The sequence below is a fragment of the Priestia iocasae genome, from assembly GCF_016909075.1.
GTDB lineage: Bacteria > Bacillota > Bacilli > Bacillales > Bacillaceae_H > Priestia > Priestia iocasae.
In genome coordinates, this window is sequence record NZ_JAFBFC010000007.1 from 86,441 (window position 1) to 109,100 (window position 22,660).

A 22,660-nucleotide genomic window follows, 5' to 3' on the forward strand; every position below is an offset into this window, starting at 1 on the left:
GAAGCTGCGAGTTATGAAGCGGGCTTATCAATGTGATAAGTCCGTTTTTTATCGTCATTTAAAAGAAAAATTTTCAAGCAAAATCTGAAAATTTTTTATTGATTACTTAAAAATGCTAAGCTATAATGAAATTATCGAAAGCGCTTTCGGAATAGAGGAGATAAGAAATGATTACAATCTATGATGTTGCAAAGAAAGCAGGATTTTCAAGTACAACAGTGTCTAAGGCTCTTAATAATTACTCTGATGTCAGTGAAAAGACGAAGCAACAAATTTTACGAGTTGCAGCAGAAATGGGGTATTTACCAAATGCTCATGCTCAATCTCTTTCTACGAAAAAATCTTGGACCATAGGGGTTATGTTTTCTGAGGCAAACGAAGTAGGAATGAAGCATCCATTTTTCAATGGAGTGATTGAAAGCTTTAGAAAGTACGTAGAAAGAGAAGGATATGATCTCATTTTTGCATCAAGAAACCTTCGTAATCGTGATATTAGTTATTTAGAGCATTTTCAATATCGAGCGGTAGACGGGATTGTAGTGATCTGTTCAGATTCAAAAGATGCTCAAGTTCGAGAGATGATAAACAGTACATTACCAATCACAGTCATCGATCGTATGGACCCAGGTTGTAGTGTGATTCATTCTGATAACGTTGCAGGATCAAGCTTAGCCGTTCATTATTTGTATTCACTTGGTCATACTAAAATTGCTCATATTGCCGGAGATTCTAAAACCGATGCAGGAGCAGCAAGGATTAGAGGATATAAAGATGCGATGAAGCAGCTACATCTTCCTATTCCAGAAGAATACCTCATTAATGGAGGACTATTTTCAATTAAAGAAGGAAAGCATGCAATGGAACAGCTACTGTCCTTACGTGATCGACCGACAGCAGTGTTTGCAGCAGGTGACCACATGGCAATCGGCGCGATTGAAGCTGTAAAGGAAAAAGGACTATCCGTTCCAGAAGATATCTCCATTATAGGGTTTGATGACATTGAGATGTCCAGTTACATTACGCCAAAGCTAACAACTATTAAGCAGGATACACACTTAATAGGAGAACGAGCTGCTAAGATGTTACTTAATCAAATCACGAAAAAGAAAAAGATGATTCATTCAGAAGTGATTCCGGTGGAACTTATCATCCGAGATTCCTGTAGAACCATATCTAAAAAAGAAAAATAAGGCATTATTTTTTTAGAGCAATTCGAAAGCGGTTTCGTATTGTTTAAATTTTAAATTAAATCGAAACCGATTTCAAAATTTTAAGGGGGAGAAACTACAATGAGAAAATTAGTAAGCATTGCTTTAGCATCGATTTTATTAATAGGTGTTTTAGCTGGTTGCGCTGGCAACAAAGAAACAGGTGGTAACAAAGATGTTGACCTAAAAATTTGGTCATTCACTGATGAATTAAAAAAACCAATTACAAAATTTGAAGAAAAAAATGGTGTTAAGGTCGAATTGACGATTGTTCCAATTGCTGATTACCCGACGAAGCTAAAGCCAGTACTTGAAAGTGGAGTAGGAGCACCTGATGTGTTCACTGGAGAAATTGCATTCATTAAGCAGTGGGTAGATGCAGGGTATTGGGAGAACTTATCTGAGGAGCCTTATAGTGTAGAGAAGCAAGCAGACAAGTTTGTTCCGTATGTATTTGATTTAGGAAAAGATAAAGATGGAAATGTAAGAGCCGTTTCATGGCAAACGACACCAGGTGGAATCTTTTACAAACGTAGTATTGCAAAAGAAGTACTTGGAACAGATGATCCAGCAGAAGTAGGCAACATGCTTAGTTCAATGGATAAAGTATTTGAAGTGGCTGAAAAGATGAAAGCAAAAGGTTATAAGATGTTTCCAGATGAAGGATCAATCCGTTGGTTCGCACAAGGAGATAATCCTCAGCCATGGGTGAACAAAGACAATGAGTTACAGTTAACAGATGAAAGAATCAATTTCATGGATTATGCAAAAGAATTAAGAACAAACAATTATACAGCATTAGCACCTGAGTGGTCACCGTCTTGGTTTGAAGCAATGGATAAGCCAATTAAAGTAAAAGAAAAAGGTAATGAAGTAGAAACACAAGTCTTTTCTTATGTTTTACCTACATGGGGACTACACAGTGTTCTTAAAACAAATGTGAAAGAAACGACAGGAGACTGGGCATTAACAAGTGGGCCAACTTCTTACTTCTGGGGTGGTACTTGGTTAGGTGTTTATAGTAAATCAAAAAACAAAGAACTTGCTTATAAATTTGTAGAAATGATGACGCAAGATGATGAGTTCTTAACAGAGTGGGCGAAAGAAACGGGAGATGTTTTATCTTATCTTCCTGTAACAAATAAAATTAAAGATGACTTTAGCGAAGAGTTCTTAGGTGGTCAAAACAATTACGAGTTCTTCTTAGGACAATCTGAAAAGATTGAGCCAGGTATCGTGACAAAGTATGATCAACAAATTGATACTTTATATGGAAGCGCTGTTCAGCAATATGCAGAAGGTAAAAAATCAAAAGAAGAAGCAATTAAAGAATTCTATAGCAAAGTAAAGAATGCTTACCCTGATATAAACGTACCGAATAAATAATGTAGTACATGGTGTTAAGGGTGACACAATTAGATGGCGTCACCCTTAACCATTCATTCTTAGAAAGAGGGCGGAAACATGAAGAATCTAAACCGATATGGGTACCTTTTTATTGCTCCATTTTGGCTGATTTTTGGCGTATTTAGTATTTATCCTGTCGGGCTTACCTTTTACTACAGTTTTACAAACTATACAGGGAGCGGTGTAGCGGAAGTCATCGGTCTAGAAAATTATAAAAGATTGTTAACGGATACGTACTTCGTTGAAGCCTTTTTTAACACGTGGAAGATTTGGGGAATAAACTTTGTGTTACAAATGAGTTTGGCGTTGTTATTAGCAATGATTTTTTCTGATATGAGAATCAAGCTAAAAGGACTTGCTTTTTTTAGATCGATTTTTTATCTTCCTAACCTGATTACCATTAGTTCTGTTGCCTTATTATTTGGTATTTTACTTGATTGGCAACATGGATCATTAAATATGGTTCTAATGAATATCGGGCTTATATCAGAGCCGATCAACTGGTTGAATGAACCAACTTCAGCTCAACTTTCTGTCTCGTTAATTCTGACGTGGATGTGGTTTGGTCACTCGTTTATCGTTGTAATGGCAGGCGTATCTGGTATTTCAAAAGACTATTATGAAGCAGCATTAATTGATGGTGCGAACCGTTGGCAAACGTTTACTAAGATTACGGTTCCGTTATTAAAGCCAATCTTACTTTATATCATGATTACGTCATTAATTGGCGGACTTCAATTATTTGATTTACCAATGCTTTTAACAGATGGTATCGGTTCACCTGATGGAGCACTTAACACAATGGTTCTGTACTTATACAACCAAGCATTTAAATACAACAATTACGGCTATGCATCGGCTGTAGCTTACGGCTTATTTGTGATTACGCTCATCTTTTCAGCAATTGTATTCAAAGGTATGTATGGAAATCAACGTAAACAAGGAAGGCAGGTGTAAACCATGTTAGAAAAAGCACCAGTAGAAAAATACGAAAACAAGACGAAGCAGCATTCAGCATTCTCATTAGAAAAATCACGTAATGCCAAACGACCAAGCGTCGTGAAAATCATGATCTATACATTTCTTGTCTTGCTAGCAGTGATTTGTTTTATTCCATTTTTAATGATGCTTGTTAATGCCACTCGATCAAACGAAGAAATTCTAACAGGGTTTCAATTACTTCCCGGCACTTCTTTAGTTGAAAACTATCAAACGATGATGAACTACATTAACATCTGGGCTGGATTTAAAAATAGTTTAATTATCTCCGTTCTTGTGACCGTTTTATCTGGATACTTTTCAGCATTAACTGCTTACGGATTTGCCTTTTACACATTTAAAGGGAAAAATTTCTTGTTTGTCTTTATGTTGATCATGATGATGGTACCAGGACAACTAGGATTAATCGGATTCTATGAATTAAGTAAAAACTTAGGTATTCTAGATACGTTTATTCCATTAATCGTGCCAGCGATTGCTAGTCCGTTTGTCGTATTCTTTCTACGTCAATACATTCAAACAACGCTTCACCCTAGCTTGATTGAAGCATCGCGAATTGATGGAGCTAGTGAATTTAAAATCTTTCACACAGTTGCGATTCCAATCATGATGCCGGCTATTGCGACCATGTCTATCTTTACATTTATCGGATCTTGGAACAACTACATTGTCCCGTTGGTCGTGTTGTTCTCACCAGAAAAATATACGTTACCAGTATTAATGGGCTTCTTAAAAGGTTCACAAGTTGCTCAAAACTTAGGTTCTATGTATCTAGGAATTGCGATATCGGTTGTTCCGATTATGGTTGCATTTTTATTCTTATCTAAATATATCGTTAACAGCATTTCAGCAGGTTCAATTAAAGAATAGAGGAGAGAAAAGACATGACATTTACGAAAGAATTTACATTCGGAACAGCAACATCTTCTTATCAAATTGAAGGAGCTCATGCAGAAGACGGAAGAACACCGTCCATTTGGGATATGTTCTGTGATATTCCAGGAAAAGTGTACAAGCAACATAACGGTGATGTTGCTTGTGACCATTATCATCGATTTGAAGAGGATATTCAGCATATTAAAAACCTAGGAGTAGACACATATCGCTTTTCTATTGCTTGGCCAAGAATATTTCCTCAAAAAGGCGTGTTCAATGCAGAAGGAATGGCATTTTATAAAAAGCTAACATCTCGTTTATTAGAAGAAGGAATTAAGCCAGCCGTTACACTTTATCATTGGGACCTTCCTATGTGGGCACATGAAGAAGGTGGTTGGACAAACAGAGAATCGGTTGAATGGTTTGCAGACTATGCAAAAGTTTGTTTTCAAGAGCTAGATGAATATGTTGATTCTTGGATTACACACAATGAACCTTGGTGCGCTGGATTTTTAGGGTATCATCAAGGTGTTCATGCTCCTGGTCATCAAAATCTAGAAGAAGCATTAAAAGCGGTTCACCATATTCTTTTATCACATGGAAAAGTTGTACAAATGCTTAAGGAGACTTTTCATTCTGAAACACCAATCGGTATTACATTAAATCTTTCTCCTGTCTACGCAAAGACAGATTCAACGAATGATCAATTAGCGGCTAACAATGCAGATGGATATTCAAATCGTTGGTTTTTAGATCCAGTATTTAAAGGTCAATACCCAACAGATATGATGAATCTATTTTCTAAGTATGTTCATTCTTATGACTTCATTCACCAAGGAGATATGGAATTAATCTCAATCGATTGTGATTTCTTCGGCATTAACTTTTATAGCCGTGGTTTAGTCGAGTTTAATGCAGCTGCAGACTTTATGTACCAAGGCGCATACTCTGACTATGAAAAAACGGGAATGGGCTGGGATATTGCACCGAAGGAATTTAAAGATTTAATTCATCGCTTACGAAAAGAGTACACAGACCTTCCGATTTATATTACAGAAAACGGAGCAGCGTTTGATGATCAAGTTGAAAACGGAAGAGTGCATGATGTGAAGCGTGTAGAGTACGTTGAGCAGCATCTACAAGCTGTTTCCGAGTTAAACGATGAAGGAATGAACATTCAAGGCTATTATTTATGGTCATTGCTTGATAATTTCGAGTGGAGCTTTGGATACGATAAGCGATTTGGCATTATTTATGTAGACTTTGATTCACAAGAGCGAATTTGGAAAGATAGCGCGCATCGTTATGCAGAAATCATTAAAAATAGAAGCTTAAAAGTACCTTCAAGCACTGTGGAGTAAAAAGGGGTAATCGTTGTGAAAACAAAAGAGATTCAAGTTATTCAAACCGCTAGAGATACTGGAGATCGCTTATCAGCAAAAGAGCCTCTATCTTTTCAATCAAATCCGTCACTTGGAGAAACAGTCGTTACGCTAGATGAGAATCAAACATTTCAAACGATGTTAGGATTTGGTGGAGCTTTTACAGAGTCATCAGCTTATGTACTGTCTCAAGTGAACCCTGAACTTCGTGACCAGGTCATCAATCGTTATTTTGATCCTGTCGAGGGACTTGGCTACAGATTTGGACGTACTCACATTAACAGCTGTGATTTTTCTCTTGGTAACTATACGTATGTAGACGAACATGATGAGTCGCTAGCTAGTTTTTCAATAGAACGGGAAACAAAGCTTGTTATTCCTTTAATAAAGGATGCGATGAAAGTAGCAGGAGAGCCGTTATTCATTGTTTCTTCTCCTTGGAGTCCGCCACCATGGATGAAAGACACTAATGAAATGAATAACGGTGGAAAACTGTTACCTGAATATCGTTTAGCATGGGCAGAGTACTATGCTAAATACATTGAAGCGATGGAAGAAAAGGGAATCGACATATGGGGAGTAACGATTCAAAACGAACCTGAAGCAAAGCAGGTGTGGGACTCATGCTTATATACAGCAGAAGACGAAAGGGACTTTATTAAATATTATTTAGGACCAGCTCTGCTTAAGTCAGGGTATGAAGATAAAAAGGTAATTATATGGGATCACAATCGAGACAATATCTATGAACGAGCAAAAGTCATCTTAAGCGATGAAGATGCGGCTAAGTATGTGTGGGGTACTGGTGTTCATTGGTATGTATCGGAAGAATTCGAGAATTTATCAAAGGTTCACCATGCTTTCCCTGACAAACACTTAATCTTTACAGAAGGATGTATGGAAGGCGGCGTTCATCTCGGAGCTTGGCAGACAGGAGAACGCTACGGACGAAACATCATTGGAGATTTAAATAACTATCTTGAAGCTTGGATTGATTGGAATTTAGTTTTAGATGAAAAAGGTGGTCCTAACCACGTCGGAAATTATTGCGATGCTCCTGTCATCGTAGATGTGGGACAAGAACAAGTTCATTACAATAGCTCTTATTATTACATTGGTCATTTCAGTAAATACATTAAACCAGGTGCACAGCGTATCTTGTGTAATGTATCAAGTGACAACGTGTTAGCGACAGCATTTAAAAATCAAGACGGTACGATTGTTGTTGTTCTGATGAATGAGCAAGATGATGCACAAACCATTACATTATCGATGTCAGAACGAAGTACAACTACTACAATTCCTGCTCACTCTATTTCTACGTTTATTTTGTAGGAGGAGGGAGAAGGTGCGAGACTCACAGGTACAGATTTCATGTCCTGTGAGTATATTGTGAGCTTTTTAGAAAGCGTTTTCAAAAAATGATAGAAAGCGAGTGTATAGAATGAGAAGTCATACATTTAAGAAGTCAATTTCCTCCGTTTTAATTTCTTCGATGATGCTGACTTCTTTCTTCACTAGTGTTTCTTATGCAGAGGATAAAGTCATCAACGTGAAAAAAGAATCAGGGGTACATGCAGCCGTAAAAAAAGATGATCATCAAAAACCAACGAAAGAAATGTGGACGAAAGTTTGGGGAGATGAATTTAATGATGGACAAATTGATTCTTCCAAATGGACATTTGATTTAACAAATGGTCATTCAGTCGGGCTACCTGGCTGGGGAAACAATGAGTTACAATATTACACAAATCGTGTTGAAAATGTAAGGGAAGAAGATGGTAACCTTGTCATTGAAGCACGAAAAGAAGAATATGAAGGCTTTGGCTACACGTCTGCTCGTATTAAAACAAAAGGGTTGTTCAGTAAAAAATACGGCAAATTTGAAATTAGAGCAAGTGCACCAACTGGAAAAGGGTATTGGCCAGCGATTTGGATGCTTCCTGAGAAAAACGTTTACGGAGGATGGGCTGCCTCTGGAGAGATTGATATTATGGAGGGATGGGGCAGTAAGCCTCATACCATTGCAGGGACGATTCATTATGGGCAAGAATGGCCGAACAATGGATACAGTGGGGCAGAGTACGAGCTTAAAGATGGCAAAACAATTGAAGATTTTCACACGTATGCGATTGAGTGGGAACCTGGTGAGATTCGTTGGTATGTAGACGGTGAGTTATATAGTACAAAGAATGATTGGTATAGCCAAAGTCCTGGTCAACCAGCGAACAATGCTTATCCAGCTCCATTTGATGAAGAGTTTCACCTCATTATGAACTTGGCTGTTGGAGGAAACTTTGATGGTAATCCTGACGAAAACACCATGTTTCCAAAATCGATGAAAATCGATTATGTACGTGTATATGAACTAACTGGCCGTGAATATCGAGAGCCAGTCCCTCCAACTATTGCGAAAGAAGATTATTTGCCAGATGCAAAGCTTGCGCAAGAGGATGGTAACTTGATTTATAATAATCGCTTTACAGAAGATGTAGAAGAAGATTATGGAATGGGCATTCCGGGAACTGCTCATTGGGCGCTCTATGAAGAATGGGGTGCTGGTAATAATGCTAACGTGCTGGTTGAAGACATCAATAATGACCGCTTTCTAAAAGTAGATATTAAAAATGCTGGTTGGCAGGTGTATTCCGTGCAACCGCAAGCAATTGTTTCACTTGCGAAAGGTCGATTCTACAAGTTAACCTTTGATGCAAAAGCAGAAGAAGTAAGAAAGATGATTGTGAAAGTCACGGGTGGAGCTTCAGTTGGCTATGCAAGTTATTCACCAAGCTTAGTGGCGCATGTAACAGACGAGATTCAACGCTATGAAATTCCGTTCCAAATGAAACACGATTCAGATAATGCAGCTCGAGTTGAATTTAATTTAGGGACAAACAGCACGACTACGTGGATTGGTAATGCGAGATTAGAAGAAGTAGAGAGTATTCCATTTAATCATGATGTGCTGAAGACACCGTTACCTAACGGCAATCATGTGTACAATGGTGGGTTCGACATTGGAGAAGCTAACGGAATGAGCTACTGGCATTTATTGAACAGCGGAAAAGCAGTTGTTTCTAGTAATGTTGACGCAGAAGAACGTAAGTTAAAGATGGATATTGAGAAGCGAGGTAAGCATGCAAGTGAGATTCAACTCGTTCAACGAGGCATTCTTATTTCACCAGATCATGACTATAACCTTAGCTTTGACGTTCAATCATCTCATAAAAATGAGGTTGAAATTCAGATTGTCAATCAAGAAGGTAAAGTGTATGGAAAAGAAGTTGTAAAGCTCGTAAAAGGAGAACAACACATTGAACTAACCTTTAAAGAGTTAGCAATGAATGTAAGTGATCCTTATTCACAACTCGTTTTTCAATTAGGAAACTCTAAAGGTACTATCGAGCTTGATAATATTCAGCTATATAAATCCCTCTAGAAAATGTAACATAATGAAATGACTAGTATAGGATGTTTTCTAGATTAAAGAGGTCGGAATAATCGGTTGTGAAGCAGTTTCTTTTTTAAAAGCTATTCATTCTAATTACAAATAAACGACTAAGTTAAAGGAAGCATAAGGAGTCTCCTTTGACTTAGTCTGCAAAATCCCTTGTCTATGCAATCCAGAAAGTGAATGGATTGATGGATAAGGGATTTTTATATGAAAACGTTCTTTTTCTATGTTTAATGAGCCACTTAAACGGATTGATTCACGGAAGAAAGAAGAAAAACAATAGAATGTGAATACAATAACCATCAACGTTTATTTTTAATTCAAATGAACTATCACCTATTACTTTATTACTATCTTATAATTGAATGTTTGTCAGAGGTTCTGTTATGCTATCTCTGTTGCTACTAATTTCTTAAAATGTATATAATAACTAAATAATCTATTATATTTATAAAATGGTAATAATTCTATTTTATGGATTTGTTTTAGGTGTATGGTTTGTTTCGTTCCTTTATTAGAAGTAAAGAGAGGATTGTTTATTGTGGAAGAAATGTCTGGTCATTACAACATGGGCTTTGTTGCTTTATCGATTATCGTAGCAGTTATTGCTTCGTTTGCTTCATTGCAAATGGTAGATCGTCTTAATCATTCGACAGGAATAAATCGGTGGAAATGGATTCTTGCAGGGGGATTAACACTTGGGGGAGGAATTTGGTCTATGCACTTTGTGGCGATGCTTGCATACGATATGCACATGCCAGTCACATATGATGCATTTTTATTAACGGTAAGCATCCTCTCATCCGCTGGCTCTAGTTTTCTTGCATTTTATTTAATTAGTAAAAGGTTAGATCAAACTTTTTACTTGTTTATTGGTTCATTATTTATTGGTGTTGGAATTGTATCCATGCATTATGTTGGTATGGAAGCGATGGTCATGTCAGCAGAAATTAGCTACAACATGTTTCTTGTTTTTGTATCGGTTCTTATTGCTTTTGTCGCATCTTTTGTTGCATTACTTGTGTTTAGAGAATTTCTTAATCATCCTGAAAGGTGGGTAAGGTATCGTTGGGGTGCTGCTTTAATGCTAGGAGCTGCAATTTGTGGGATGCATTATACAGGAATGGCATCTGCCACCTTTACTCATATCCATGTTTCGTCAATCGAGCCTTCAATGGCTATTGATGCAACAACGCTTGGTTTTGCGGTTACGTTCGGGATATTGTTAATGATTGGAATACTCATCCTTCTAGTCAAGTATGACACAAAGATGGAAAATCATTCTGAGCAAATAAGTTTTATGGATAGTATGTATCAATCCATTATTGAAACTGCAAACGACGCAGTCATTACAATTGATCATTATGGGAACATTATCTCCTGGAATCAAGCTGCTGAACGGATTTTCGGCTATTCATTTGACGAAGTAAGAGGAGAATCTGTCGAGAAAATTATGCCTCAGCAATTTAGAAAAGCACATGTTGAGGGAGTTAAGCGTTTTAAAAAAACAGGAGAGAAAAAGGTTATTGGAAAGACGGTAGAGTTAGAAGGGTTACATAAGTCTGGGGAAAAATTCCCATTAGAGCTGTCATTGTCTACAACTTCTAAAGGTGAGAAAGCGTATTTTACCGGCATTATCCGAGATATTTCAGAGCGTATTAATCATCAAAGACGTATTGAAGAGCTCGTTTATAAGGATGAGTTAACGCATCTACCGAACCGAAGAATGTTAAATGAACATCTTGCGAGTGTACTCAGTCAGTCTGAAGAAAATGGCGAAGAAATAGCGCTTTTATTTATTGATTTAGATCGTTTTAAACTTGTCAACGATGTGTATGGGCATCGAACGGGTGATGCTGTATTAAAAGAAGTGACAGCACGACTTTTAAGTTGTATAGGACCAAAAGATTTAGTCGCGAGGCAAAGTGGCGATGAGTTTGTCATTGTTCTTACACAAACAAGCTCTAATCAAGCTGGCTTGGTTGCAAGCAACATTATCGACTTGATGAAAGAGTCGATGGTGTTAGATGATATGGAATTTTTTATCTCTCCTTCTATTGGAATTAGTTTGTACCCAGCGGATGCTCAATCGGTTGAAGATTTAATTAAATATGCCGACACGGCTATGTATCAAGCGAAATTAAAGGGTGGAAATCAGTATCAATTTTTCACGCTGGAAATCAACGAACTCATCTCTCGAAAAATGATTTTAGAGACAGGGCTACGTAAAGCGGCATCTAACGGAGAAATTCACATTTATTATCAACCTCAGGTAGACATTGAAACAGGGGGAGTTAATGGCTTTGAAGCGTTAGTAAGATGGAATCATCCTGAGTTAGGGATTATTTCACCTTTAGAATTTATTCCTTTGGCTGAAGAGACAAAGTTAATTATTCCACTAGGAGAATGGATTTTAAGGCAAGCTTGTTTACAATTTAAAGAGTGGTTAAATCAAGGACTTGACCTTAAGCATATATCTGTCAATATTTCAGCTGTACAATTCAATGAGCCTACTTTTATTCGCACGGTTAAAAAAATAATAGAAGAAACGAAGATTGATCCAACTTACTTAGATTTGGAATTAACAGAAAGCGTAGTCAGAAATCCGGATATTTCCATTCCTTTTATGCATGAATTGAAAGCCATGGGAGTTAGATTATCTTTAGATGATTTTGGAACAGGCTATTCTTCGTTAAATTATTTAAAAGAGTTCCCTTTAGATACGTTAAAGATTGATAAATCATTCATTCAAACCATTCACGATAGTCCGAAAGACCAAGCAGTTGTTGATACGATTATTCATATGGCATTAAATCTTAACCTTAATGTGATTGCAGAAGGAGTCGAAACCGATGCACAGCTTGCCTACTTAATGTCTCGTCAATGTCATCAGTATCAAGGCTATCTATGTAGTGCGCCAGTTCCGCACGATCAAGTACTTCATACGTTTTTTAAAGAAGAGCAAGGTGTATTAACAGGTAGAGAAGGTTAAGCATTGTAACTTGTAGACTCCTCTTTTGAACACAAGTACAAGTAATGGACAGAGAAAGAATGAGTAAAATATTGTTAATTGTTTAAAGATGTAAATAATCTTGATAAGATAAAACAGTAAGAACAATAGCGGGGAGGAATAAGAATGTTTAAAAAGATTGCTTCAGATGCATTAGGATTATCAGATATTGGAAAAATCATTAGCCCAGCTGATTATGATAAAACGGATGCGGATGATTATGTGATGCATGAAGATGGAGAGAAAATTTACTTTCTTATTAAAACGAAAGCAGATGAGTATTGCTTTACGAATCTAGCAATTATTCATGTGGATGGAGCGAATGCTGTATCTTCAAAACGTGTTCTTAAGCGTTATCCGTACTCTCAGCATAAAATTTCAAATGTATTTCTTGAAACAGCTGGAAAGATTGATATGGATGTTGAAATCAAATTTATGCTAGGGAATGTAGCGTTTGACATCGATGTTCATAAAGAACAAATTGAACAGCTAAAAGATTTATATAAAGCACTTCTTCGTATTGCAGAAATGACTCATGACAATCAAATTTACATGAAGATGGCTTCGCAAAGTTTAGACAAAGCGGTGACAGTTTTACAAAATGCACGAACAGATGATAACAAGCTAGCCGTTACATATCGTGAGCTAACGGACTTTGGGTTTACATGGTTAACATCTGTGCATGACCAGTATCATGTGAAGGACTTTGGCGAAGTGTTTGAAAAGTATATTAACAATTAATACGAAAAAGCATCAGGCTGTCTATTCGACAACTTGATGCTTTTTTTAGCTACTCGCTTCAACTTTTAGGGAGTTGGTTGAGCGAAGCTGACGATATTTTGTATAAAATAAAGTAGTCATTACGATAGATAGAGAGCCAAATAGGACTGTCATCAGTTGTAAGCCAATCACATCTAATAAGAATCCTGTAACAAGTAAAACGACCTGGAAAATGAGACGGTCTAACATGTTACGGAACGAGAAGAATCGACCGTGAAACTCTTTTGGAACCTTTGTTTGAAAAATGGTTGCAGCTGTTGGAAAGAAGCACCCAACCGCGAAGCCAAAAATCGCAAAGGCTAAAACGGATAAAACAGGAATATCCGCTAAATAGAGAAGAAGTTGAGAGAACCCAATCACAAATGAGCAGCCAAATAGAATTTTATAAGGTGATGTTTTTTCCTCCATCTTTTTTACAAACAGAGTCCCTAAAATAAACGTTACACCTTCAGCTGTATAAATCCAACTTTTAATTGTTGAGCTGTCTTGAAGCTCACTAATATTAATAACCATTAAGTTAAATCCTCCAATAAATAAAAGAGGAATCAATGTCATAACAAGGGTCATAAAAACTATCGGAAGCCCTTTAATAATAGGAAAGACCTCTTTAAATCCAGCTTTTGCCGGTGCGCCATCTTTTGTTTCTTGCTCTTGTTTTGTTTCGTCGATGGTTAAGAACCATGTTAAGATAAATAATCCTAAATACGCAATCAAGGATGTGATATAAAGCATAGATAAAGACATAATGACTAAAAAGATACCTGCTAGAGCTGTGCCCAATATTCGAGATAGCGTTGATACATTCATATAAACACCATTTAATTGTAATAAATCTTTTTCCTCGGCCACAAGCGGAATGGCAGCTTGAAGGGCGGGAAAGTAGAAAGCAGCAGATATTTGGATGCAAATAAGAAATACAATCATCCACCAAACAGATCCGGTTTCGATCGCAATGAGCATAAAAACAACGCTAATGCTGCGAGTAAAGCCAGAAATCAGCATGACGGTTTTCTTATTTGCTTGATCTGTAATTTGTCCAGCTAACGGTCCAACTGCAATCCCTGCCAAAAGACCAACGGCTAAAATGACAGATTTTAAAAAGTCAGATGGTACTTTTTCTTGCATAAACTCCAGATTTCCAATAATCCCAAGCCATAAACCAAGACCTGCAATAAACTCTCCGGCTAATAAAATCCATACGTTTTTATTTTTCCACATGTTAATAGCCTCTCCATTATCCTTTTATTTCGTCTCCCTAAATATACTGTAATTCTTATGATTTAGGAAACTCTTTTTCTACTATTTTAGGAAAAAATTAGCTTTTTTCAAGAAATTAATTGAAAATGAGAATCTTTATCATCTATAATAACATACAAAGATACGTTAAAGGAGAGGTTATTTATGTTTGTTCAATTAAAGACAATACTTGTGACAGAAGGACATGCAGAAAAGATGGTTGAGCGCTTTGCAGCAGAAGGAATAATCGAACAGCAACCTGGATTTGTTGATTTAAGCGTCCTTAAAAAGAAGCAGAGAAAAGGAAATGAAGAAGTGTTAATTATGATTCGTTGGGAATCAGAAGAAGCGTGGAAGGCATGGGAGACAAGTGATATTCACCTTGCTGGTCATCGTGCTAATCGTGGCAAACCGGCTCCATCCTTTATTTTAGAAAGTCGCCAAGACGTGTTTCATGTATTAGGTCAGAAATTTTATGCAGAGCCAACTCCTCGTTGATAGAAACTCATTCGTACTAAATAAGAATAGATGTAAACCTCTCCACACCTGATGACATCATCAATATCCTTCTTCAGGGTGGAGTAGGATATAAACACAAGATTTAAAAGTACATACGTTGAACCGAAAAGAGCTAGATAAAAGAAATGCTGATTGAACGATTATATTTATACAATAAGTCAGTTACATTTCATTATTACGAAAGAAGTAGACATAGCAGTATATAAATTTTTTTGAACCCAATTGAGAATGGTTCTCTTTTACTAGGACAATAGAATGAAGAAAGGGTGGAACTATGACCCATAAAGCTAAACAAATAGCAGAAAACGCCTCTTTTCAAGCGTTTGTGAACAGTTACTTACGTGAGGTTAATAAAGGTCACTTAATTGAAAGAGAGGAATGGGTGGGAGAACAACAACCAAATTTTGTTGTCACAGGTACACATATAGTAGAGCTTCAGTTGCCGCATCAGGCGCTCTGTTTAGCGATAGAGATAGAATACGCATCGATTGTAGGAAGGCATTCGCTCGGCAAGGCGTTTAAATACGATGTAAACAAACAGTCATGGTATCAAGAAGATCGTTTATCCGTCATGATGTTACTAACTCAAGAGCTTCATTTACAAGCAAAATCAGCTGGACGCTCGTCACTTGCTTCACATTATGATGAACTGATTCTTCGTTTAATTGAAAGTTATCATACGATGACAACGTATGTGGAGAAAAGGAACATGGATGTTGAACAATTGTACTCTGACGGGAGCCGTTTTATCGACACTGAACAGTCACTTTTGTTTGGACATTGGCTTCATCCTACACCGAAGAGTCGACAAGGTATGGCCAATTGGCAACACGATTATTATGCTCCAGAGCTTTGTGGGAGATTTCAGCTACACTATTTCAGTGTGAAATCTGACTATGTTGAGGAAGCCTCTGTATTAGAAAAGGCTGCCACGTCTCTTATAAAAGAAGAGTTATTAGCGTTTGAAGTAGAAGAAGGATTTGATTTGATTCCTATGCATCCTCTTCAAGCACAGTGGCTATTGCAACAACCACATGTGAAAGAAGCGATAAAAGGAGGCATTGTGCAAGATTTAGGTCCTCTTGGTGAAGTGTTTACACCTACATCATCTATCCGAACGGTTTATAGCGAAAAAGGAAAGTGGATGTATAAATTTTCAATTCCCGTTAAAGTAACAAACTCACTACGAGTCAATCGTCTTCATGAGTTAAAAGCCGGTGTCATCATGGCTAGTTTATTAAAGAAAATAAACTTCTTAGAAAAATACCCAAGCTTTCGTGTCATGGATGACCCGGCATATGTAACAGTTGCTTTACCAGGTCACAAAGAAACAGGTTTTGAAGTAATTATTCGTTCAAATCTATTCCCAACAAGTCAAGATAAGGGGATTACGTCAATTGCTGCACTTGTTCAAGACACCTTACCAGGATGCAAATCTCGCCTTCATCAGCTAATTACAAACCTTGCAACGTCAGAAAGACGAACAAATGAAGAAGTGAGTATGAATTGGTTTAGAAAGTATTGGGCATGCTCAATTGATCCGCTCATTCGCTTATTTGATGAACATGGAATTGCACTTGAAGCACATCAACAAAACAGTGTGTTAGATCTTTCAACAAGTTATCCAACTGCTTATTACTATCGTGATAATCAAGGCTTTTACTTGTCAGCCAATTATGCTGAGTACCTTCTTGAACGTGAGCCAAACGTAAAAGAGACACCAGACCTCTTTTACGAGAATCATGTGATCGAAGATCGATTTGCTTACTACTTGTTCATGAATCAACTCTTCTCTATCATTCATCGTTTTGGACTCGATGGTCTTATAAAAGAAGAAAGATTAGTAGAAGAAGTGAGAAATAAATTAAAGCTGCTTGAAAGAGAGTTAAGCGGAGCTGGAAAGAAATTTGTTCAGTTAATGCTTTATCAACCAACATTAGCTTTTAAGGCTAATTTGTTAACGCGATTTCATGATGTAGACGAGTTAGAAGCTGAACTAGAACAAGCCGTATACACAACCGTAACGAATCCATTTGTGGTGAGTGAGAACGTCATTCAAGAGGAGGGGGCTTATGCTTCAGCCGTTATGTTGTAAAGCGGAGCTGAGAGTAAAACGTCAAGTAATTGAAGCCGTTTTATTTGAGGAGATTCTCCCATATGAAAACAGTGATCGTACGTATTACATATATGGACACAACGGAGTCTACCAGTGTGAAGCACGAGAAACTGCATTTGGGCGGTTTCGAGTAAATGAAGAGTCGATTTACTATATAGAGAAAGATGGATCATTAGCCAATGTGTCTCTTGAACAACTAGTCAATGAGTTAACGACAGATAGTGAGGTTCAAACGCGTTTATTAAACGAGCTTCAACAAACGATTCGATTAACAGAGTGGAATGAATCGAAGCTTGCTCCTCACCTTCAATCGAGACGAGATCTACCATTTGAAGAGTTAGAATCAGAAATTATGGAGGGTCATCCTTATCACCCATGCTACAAGTCAAGGACAGGATTCACAATTGATGATCATCAGCAGTTTGGACCTGAAGCAAAGAAGTCATTTTCTCTTCAATGGATTGCGGTTCGTAGGTCTGATGTAAATATTGCTTTCCCTTATGAAGAGCCTGAGTTTTTTAAGAAAGAGCTTGGAGTAGAGGTGTGGGAAAGCTTTACGTCTCAACTACAGCAAGCTGAAAAGAATGTAATTGATTATACATTTTTACCCGTTCATCCATGGCAGTGGCGCAATCTTGTTGAAAGTGGTCGATTAGAAGAGGTGTTAAGGAATGGTGATCTTCTACCGCTAGATTTTAAAGGAGACTTCTATCGAGCAACGCAATCTGTTCGTACATTATGGAATGAGACAAATAGAGAAAAGGCTCACATTAAGCTACCGATGAACATGGTCAATACATCATCTTTGCGTACACTTGCTTCTCATTCGGTTTGCACGGCTCCGCACATTTCATTGTGGCTTCAAAAAATTGTTGATTCAGATCCTTTTTTGAAGAAATCTCTTGTTTTATTGCAAGAGTATGCAGGAGCTATTTATGAGCCAAAGGATGAAGCATTGAAAGAGAAAATGGATGGTCAGCTTGGCGTTATTTGGCGTGAAAGCGTTCGTTGTCATATGAACGAGAATGAAGAAGCGGTGCCATTTACCGCTTTCATGATGATGGAAAGAGACGGAAAGTTATTTATCGAACATTGGCTAACGAAATATGGAAGAGACAAATGGATTGAACGTTTTATTGAAGTAACAGTTCTACCCGTATGGCACCTTTTAATTGCTCATGGTGTTGGAGTTGAGGCCCATGCACAAAATATGGTGTTACTACATCAAGATGGCTGGCCTACTCGGGTTGTGCTTCGTGATTTTCATGAAAGTGTTGAGTATACAGAAGATTATTTGGCGAATCCGTCAATTTTACCAGCTTTTCAGTCTTTACATCCATTATATAAAGATGCCACTAATGATGAGTATTATTGGATGTCTTCTGTTGAGGGATTAAGAGAACTCGTGATGGATACATTGTTTGTGTTTCATTTGAGTGAGCTATCTTTTGTTCTTGAAGAGCATAGTGGATATGAAGAGAGTGTTTTCTGGTTGAACGTACATAAAGCCATTGAGAGGCACTTAGAGCACTTTCCACATTTACGTAAACGTCATGAACAGTTGTGTATGAACCAAGAACACATCTATGTAGAGTCACTTTTAACAAAAAAGATTAGTACGACAAAGCAAGAGAGTTATCGTCATCTCATATCTAATACGTTGGCAATGATTTAAAAAGAAAAGGAGATCGCTATCATGTTTTTTGTGAATGATCAGTACTACACAGTTGTGGATGTAGAGAAGCAACATGCTAGGTTTGAAGAAATGGAGATCTTACAAAATGTCCATCAAAAACGAATCGCCGTTTGTCTTCCCGATGCATTTGAATGGTTATCGCTTTGCTTATATATGCAAAAAAAGGGTGGTTCGGTTGTGCCTATCAATCCTGCTACTCCAAAAGAGGCAGCACTTCGCTTTGCAAACGCGACATCAAGTCACGTTTTGCTTTTTGAATCATTAGAGTCACCTATTGAGCTTTCGAGTAAAGAGAACGAAAAAGAAGGGGTTCTCGTTCAAATGAGCTCTGGAACGACAGGAGAGCCGAAATGCATTGAGCGCTCTTGGGACTCAATTGAAGAAGAACTAGAAAGCTACGTAGCGAATTGGCCAATGAGTAACGACACAACATCTATTGTTGCTTGTCCCGTTACTCATTCGTATGGTCTGATTAGTGGTGTGTTATCTTGTCTAAAAAGAGGGGCAGAGCCAATTGTCATTACCAATATGAATCCCAAATATGTGATTAAAAAGGTAGTAAAACATCCTACCCATATTTTATATGGAGCTCCAGCTCTTATTCATACAGTTGTACAGTTGTTACCAAAAGGGCAACGACTTCATGCGGTTATGACATCAGGAACAGTCATACCAGCAAGTTGGTTGTCGTCTCTTCATCAAGTAGCTGATCGTGTTCTTCAGCAGTATGGGTGTTCAGAAGCAGGTTGTGTAGCCCTGCATCCAAATGTTATGTCACCTGAGGATATGGGATATGCACTGTCTCATGTGAATATTAGCGCTGGAAAAGACAAAAATCATCTCGCGGAAATTGTGATTCGCACATCTTTACAGGACATTTATACAAAAGATCTTGGTTATCTGAAGGAAGACGGTACGTTATGCTATGTGTCGAGAATGGATGACACAATCAATGTAGCTGGGTTAAATGTATACCCTCAAGAAGTAGAGAACGTCCTAATGGCTGAGCCGAGAATAGAGGAAGCTGTTGTCTATAAAAAGAGTGATGCCTATGCAGGCGAGCGAGTGTGTGTACAGTTCGTTTCTAATGAGACGATTGATGAGATGGAACTAAGAGAATGGTGCAAAAATCGACTGTCTCCGTATCAAGTTCCTGTAGAATTTGTTCAAGTAAAAGAAATCGCTAAGCTCCCAAATGGAAAGGTGAGCAGAAAGCTACTAGGAGGAGTGCCTGTATGACGAGAGAGGAGTTAACTCAAAACATCTATGACATTATGAAAAATAAATTAGAGCTCCCGACTCTTTCTTCTTTTCAAGAGCATGCAAGATTAAATGAAGACTTGTATATGGACTCCATTATGATTCTTCAACTTCTTTTACATGTAGAATTAGACCTTGGATTAAGCGTTCCAGATGAAGTGCTGTCTCCAAAAGACTTTCACACAGTTGGTACGTTAATCGACTTTTTAGAGCGTCTACAAAACGTGGAGGAAAACGCATGATTAAAGTACATTGTTTTGTTAGTTGCGTATGTGAAGTCATTAAAAAGACGCCAGGTGTTGACCATCGCCCCTATTACTTTGGGGTGTGGGATGCAGATTTTGATGTGCTTGAAGGTCCGGTATTAAGTTATCATTCTGAAAAAATTGATCATACCTTTTTTAAGAACTGGTATGAGCTTTTATATGGAATTAAACTTCATCAATGGTACGAGGAAGGTCTTTCTAAAGAAGAGAATGTGCAACGGATGTTGCATTTAATTGAAAATAAGCCGTCTCATCGTCACGTCATGGTAATGCTGGACCTTTCGATGTTACCGGAGCGTGAAAATAAGTTTCATCAACGTCCTTTTCCTCATTATGTCATGCTAGATACAACTGAAAATGAAGATGAGTGGTTTATGTTTGATCCTGATTTTCGTTGGGAAGGTGTGTTACCAAAGGATAAAATCTTAGCCGCAATACAGGAGCCATCCGTAAAAGGCGGTTATTATTTTGATGCGGATCAAATTATTCCTACATCACCTGAAACCATTGAAGCTTATTTTAACACGTGTTTGAAGCATGATAAGAACCCTATGACAGATGCCGTTCGGTTCATTGTGGAAGCTTATACGACAGGTAGGGAACAGCAGCGTTTAAAAGAGCTGACAATGGCTTTAAAGCAATTACCGGTGTTAGCCATTCGAAAATATGCCTATGAGCATGCTTACGCTTATTTTTGGGAGCTACTTGGCTATGAAGAAGAGGAATTTGAAGCATGGTGCGATGAAATTGAGCTTCTCGTAAAAGGGTATACAACGGTTCAATATCGTGCAATGAAGATTGCGATGACAGGCAATTTGGAAGAAACAAACGAGATTTATAAAAAGTTAGATGAGCTAGATGAGCGAGAGTTTAAGATTAAACGTGGACTGCAGAAGTGTTTTGACGAGTGGTGTCAGCAACGTGAAAATCGCATGCTGATTCATAACTAATAGTGAAACAACAGACGGAGGAGAAAACAATGAATCTTTCTATATGTACCATCTCATTTCGCCACCATCTTCATTCAATTGATCATCTAGCGGATTGGGCTCAATCTAATGGATTTACAGGAATCGAACTATGGGGAATTCATGCAAAGCATTTAGCCGATGAGCCTTCATACAATGCTCAGTGGCTACAATCTTATGGGTTACAAGTAAGTATGCTTAGTGACTATTTTCCACTAGAAGCATCTTCACTTGAATTAACGAATGCTGTTCAAACGTTATCATCACTTGGTCATCGCTGGGGAACGAAGAAGCTTCGTACCTTTGCTGGCCAAAAAGCAAGCGCTGCAACTAGCAAAGAAGAAAGAGCATATCTTGTGAAACAGTTACGACTTGTTTGTGAGCTGATTCATGAACAAGGACAATATGTGCTGGTTGAAACACACCCAAATACGTTAACCGATACGTTACCTTCAACATTGCAGCTTTTAGAGGAAGTGAATCATCCAGCGCTTCGAGTGAACTTTGATGTATTACATATGTGGGAGTCGGGAGCAGACCCAATTGAAGCATTTCAAGTGCTTCAACCATTTATTTCGCATTTTCATTTTAAAAACATTACGTCACGAGACCAACTAAACGTATTTGCTCCCCAAAACGTCTATGCAGCAGCAGGTTCTAGAGAGGGGATGGTACCTTTATTTGAAGGAGCTGTAGATTACCATTCATTCTTATCAATTGTTGCTCCTTTGATAGATGTAGATGCGTCTCTTGAATGGTTTGGACCAAATGTAAAAGAGGTATTAGCAAGTGATTGTAAAAAAACAACTGAATTAGTGAGAGAGCTGACGGTTAGTGCTTGTTAAAGAAGGTTCTTTATTTCATCTATAAGAGTGTAGCTTAGTGATGATGTTGTTCTTGTAGTTTAAAAGAAGGCATGATAATGACGCTAACGAACATGAATGAGTAGCAAGAAAATAGACCATGATTACCGATAAGCAGGTAATCATGGTCTATATTTTTTAAGATTGAGTTGTATAGTTTAAATCCCAAGTGATGCCAAACATATCTTTTACTTTTGCAAATTTAGCACCCCAGAATGTATCTTGAAGCTCCATAATGACAGTGCCTTGCTCAGACAGACGATTATACAGAGTTTGAATCTCTTCTTCAGATTCTAATTCAAGTGCTAATGAGATGTTATTACCAGCTGTAACAGATTGACCTAGAAATGCATCAGAGAACATTAGGAAGAGAGAGTCCTTCTTAAATTGAGCATGCATAATTCGCTCATCTACTTCTGGAGGAGTTGGAAACTCAGCTTCCCCGAAAGTTTGAATTGATAATATTTCACCTTCAAATACATCTTTGTAATAATGTAAAGCTTCTCTTGCGTTTCCATCAAATGTTAAATAAGGGGTTGCTTGATGTTTCATTTGTATCACTCCTGATTTCTTATAATTTAGATAAATGAGCTTCTTCATCTTCTATTATAATAAAGCAG

General features: G+C 37.7%; 18 protein-coding genes. 16 read left to right on the top strand and 2 right to left on the bottom strand.

Annotation, left to right across the window (positions count from 1 at the left end):
• Window positions 1-167 precede the first annotated feature (167 nt).
• From JOC83_RS16740 to JOC83_RS16780, 9 genes are all read left to right on the top strand, one after another.
• A complete protein-coding gene (locus tag JOC83_RS16740) occupies window positions 168-1,190 on the top strand; it encodes a LacI family DNA-binding transcriptional regulator (protein WP_205188539.1) in 1,023 nt (340 codons plus the stop codon).
• Window positions 1,191-1,289: 99 nt separating this feature from the next.
• Window positions 1,290-2,594 (top strand): ABC transporter substrate-binding protein, encoded by a 1,305-nt coding sequence (locus JOC83_RS16745; RefSeq protein WP_205188540.1) that lies wholly within the window; start codon window positions 1,290-1,292, stop codon window positions 2,592-2,594.
• 78 nt (window positions 2,595-2,672) lie between these two features.
• Window positions 2,673-3,572 (top strand): carbohydrate ABC transporter permease, encoded by a 900-nt coding sequence (locus JOC83_RS16750; protein ID WP_205188541.1) that lies wholly within the window; start codon window positions 2,673-2,675, stop codon window positions 3,570-3,572.
• A 111-nt stretch (window positions 3,573-3,683) separates the two neighbouring features.
• The gene (locus JOC83_RS16755) at window positions 3,684-4,484 is read left to right on the top strand and encodes a carbohydrate ABC transporter permease (RefSeq protein ID WP_239583608.1); all 801 of its coding nucleotides are present in this window, start codon (window positions 3,684-3,686) and stop codon (window positions 4,482-4,484) included.
• A 14-nt stretch (window positions 4,485-4,498) separates the two neighbouring features.
• Window positions 4,499-5,851 carry a GH1 family beta-glucosidase gene (locus JOC83_RS16760; protein WP_205188543.1) on the top strand — a complete coding sequence of 451 codons (1,353 nt, stop codon included), beginning with the start codon at window positions 4,499-4,501 and terminating at the stop codon, window positions 5,849-5,851.
• A gap of 15 nt (window positions 5,852-5,866) precedes the next feature.
• A complete protein-coding gene (locus tag JOC83_RS16765) occupies window positions 5,867-7,207 on the top strand; it encodes a glycoside hydrolase family 30 protein (RefSeq protein ID WP_205188544.1) in 1,341 nt (446 codons plus the stop codon).
• A 109-nt stretch (window positions 7,208-7,316) separates the two neighbouring features.
• A complete protein-coding gene (locus JOC83_RS16770; RefSeq protein ID WP_239583601.1) occupies window positions 7,317-9,311 on the top strand; it encodes a family 16 glycosylhydrolase in 1,995 nt (664 codons plus the stop codon).
• Window positions 9,312-9,819: 508 nt separating this feature from the next.
• Complete coding sequence (locus JOC83_RS16775; protein ID WP_205188545.1) at window positions 9,820-12,318, top strand: bifunctional diguanylate cyclase/phosphodiesterase; 2,499 nt, start codon at window positions 9,820-9,822, stop codon at window positions 12,316-12,318.
• Window positions 12,319-12,462: 144 nt separating this feature from the next.
• Window positions 12,463-13,077 carry a PH domain-containing protein gene (locus tag JOC83_RS16780; protein ID WP_205188546.1) on the top strand — a complete coding sequence of 205 codons (615 nt, stop codon included), beginning with the start codon at window positions 12,463-12,465 and terminating at the stop codon, window positions 13,075-13,077.
• Between the two features lie 45 nt (window positions 13,078-13,122).
• Here the strand turns inward: JOC83_RS16780 and JOC83_RS16785 are convergent, their stop codons facing one another.
• A complete protein-coding gene (locus JOC83_RS16785) occupies window positions 13,123-14,334 on the bottom strand; it encodes an MFS transporter (RefSeq protein ID WP_205188547.1) in 1,212 nt (403 codons plus the stop codon).
• 183 nt (window positions 14,335-14,517) lie between these two features.
• On the opposite strand from JOC83_RS16785, the gene JOC83_RS16790 reads away from it, so the two are divergent.
• From JOC83_RS16790 to JOC83_RS16820, 7 genes are all read left to right on the top strand, one after another.
• The gene (locus tag JOC83_RS16790; RefSeq protein ID WP_205188548.1) at window positions 14,518-14,850 is read left to right on the top strand and encodes an antibiotic biosynthesis monooxygenase family protein; all 333 of its coding nucleotides are present in this window, start codon (window positions 14,518-14,520) and stop codon (window positions 14,848-14,850) included.
• A gap of 295 nt (window positions 14,851-15,145) precedes the next feature.
• Window positions 15,146-16,966 carry an IucA/IucC family protein gene (locus JOC83_RS16795; RefSeq protein ID WP_205188549.1) on the top strand — a complete coding sequence of 607 codons (1,821 nt, stop codon included), beginning with the start codon at window positions 15,146-15,148 and terminating at the stop codon, window positions 16,964-16,966.
• Window positions 16,944-18,662 carry an IucA/IucC family protein gene (locus JOC83_RS16800; RefSeq protein WP_205188550.1) on the top strand — a complete coding sequence of 573 codons (1,719 nt, stop codon included), beginning with the start codon at window positions 16,944-16,946 and terminating at the stop codon, window positions 18,660-18,662. The genes JOC83_RS16795 and JOC83_RS16800 overlap by 23 nt, the downstream gene beginning before the upstream one ends.
• Before the next feature lie 21 nt (window positions 18,663-18,683).
• Entirely contained in the window at window positions 18,684-19,922 is a 1,239-nt protein-coding gene (locus JOC83_RS16805; protein WP_205188551.1) for an AMP-binding protein, read from the top strand.
• Window positions 19,919-20,185, top strand: a complete 267-nt coding sequence (asbD, locus tag JOC83_RS16810; protein WP_205188552.1) for a petrobactin biosynthesis protein AsbD — start codon at window positions 19,919-19,921, stop codon at window positions 20,183-20,185. The genes JOC83_RS16805 and asbD overlap by 4 nt, the downstream gene beginning before the upstream one ends.
• Window positions 20,182-21,159 carry a DUF6005 family protein gene (locus JOC83_RS16815; RefSeq protein WP_205188553.1) on the top strand — a complete coding sequence of 326 codons (978 nt, stop codon included), beginning with the start codon at window positions 20,182-20,184 and terminating at the stop codon, window positions 21,157-21,159. Before asbD ends, JOC83_RS16815 begins: the two co-directional genes overlap by 4 nt.
• Before the next feature lie 29 nt (window positions 21,160-21,188).
• Window positions 21,189-22,022 (top strand): sugar phosphate isomerase/epimerase family protein, encoded by an 834-nt coding sequence (locus JOC83_RS16820; RefSeq protein WP_205188554.1) that lies wholly within the window; start codon window positions 21,189-21,191, stop codon window positions 22,020-22,022.
• Between the two features lie 156 nt (window positions 22,023-22,178).
• On the opposite strand, the gene JOC83_RS16825 is transcribed toward JOC83_RS16820, so the two are convergent.
• Window positions 22,179-22,592 carry a VOC family protein gene (locus JOC83_RS16825; RefSeq protein ID WP_205188555.1) on the bottom strand — a complete coding sequence of 138 codons (414 nt, stop codon included), beginning with the start codon at window positions 22,590-22,592 and terminating at the stop codon, window positions 22,179-22,181.
• Window positions 22,593-22,660 lie beyond the last annotated feature (68 nt).

Coding starts and splice junctions, on each gene's coding strand:
- JOC83_RS16745 (WP_205188540.1), top strand. CDS start 1,290: ATGAGAAAATTAGTAAGCATTGCTTTAGCATCGATTTTATTAATAGGT.
- JOC83_RS16775 (WP_205188545.1), top strand. CDS start 9,820: ATGGTTTGTTTCGTTCCTTTATTAGAAGTAAAGAGAGGATTGTTTATT.
- JOC83_RS16805 (WP_205188551.1), top strand. CDS start 18,684: ATGTTTTTTGTGAATGATCAGTACTACACAGTTGTGGATGTAGAGAAG.
- JOC83_RS16825 (WP_205188555.1), bottom strand. CDS start 22,592: ATGAAACATCAAGCAACCCCTTATTTAACATTTGATGGAAACGCAAGA.
- JOC83_RS16795 (WP_205188549.1), top strand. CDS start 15,146: ATGACCCATAAAGCTAAACAAATAGCAGAAAACGCCTCTTTTCAAGCG.
- JOC83_RS16780 (WP_205188546.1), top strand. CDS start 12,463: ATGTTTAAAAAGATTGCTTCAGATGCATTAGGATTATCAGATATTGGA.
- JOC83_RS16755 (WP_239583608.1), top strand. CDS start 3,684: ATGATCTATACATTTCTTGTCTTGCTAGCAGTGATTTGTTTTATTCCA.
- JOC83_RS16785 (WP_205188547.1), bottom strand. CDS start 14,334: ATGTGGAAAAATAAAAACGTATGGATTTTATTAGCCGGAGAGTTTATT.
- asbD (WP_205188552.1), top strand. CDS start 19,919: ATGACGAGAGAGGAGTTAACTCAAAACATCTATGACATTATGAAAAAT.
- JOC83_RS16770 (WP_239583601.1), top strand. CDS start 7,317: ATGAGAAGTCATACATTTAAGAAGTCAATTTCCTCCGTTTTAATTTCT.
- JOC83_RS16800 (WP_205188550.1), top strand. CDS start 16,944: ATGCTTCAGCCGTTATGTTGTAAAGCGGAGCTGAGAGTAAAACGTCAA.
- JOC83_RS16820 (WP_205188554.1), top strand. CDS start 21,189: ATGAATCTTTCTATATGTACCATCTCATTTCGCCACCATCTTCATTCA.
- JOC83_RS16750 (WP_205188541.1), top strand. CDS start 2,673: ATGAAGAATCTAAACCGATATGGGTACCTTTTTATTGCTCCATTTTGG.
- JOC83_RS16790 (WP_205188548.1), top strand. CDS start 14,518: ATGTTTGTTCAATTAAAGACAATACTTGTGACAGAAGGACATGCAGAA.
- JOC83_RS16815 (WP_205188553.1), top strand. CDS start 20,182: ATGATTAAAGTACATTGTTTTGTTAGTTGCGTATGTGAAGTCATTAAA.
- JOC83_RS16740 (WP_205188539.1), top strand. CDS start 168: ATGATTACAATCTATGATGTTGCAAAGAAAGCAGGATTTTCAAGTACA.
- JOC83_RS16760 (WP_205188543.1), top strand. CDS start 4,499: ATGACATTTACGAAAGAATTTACATTCGGAACAGCAACATCTTCTTAT.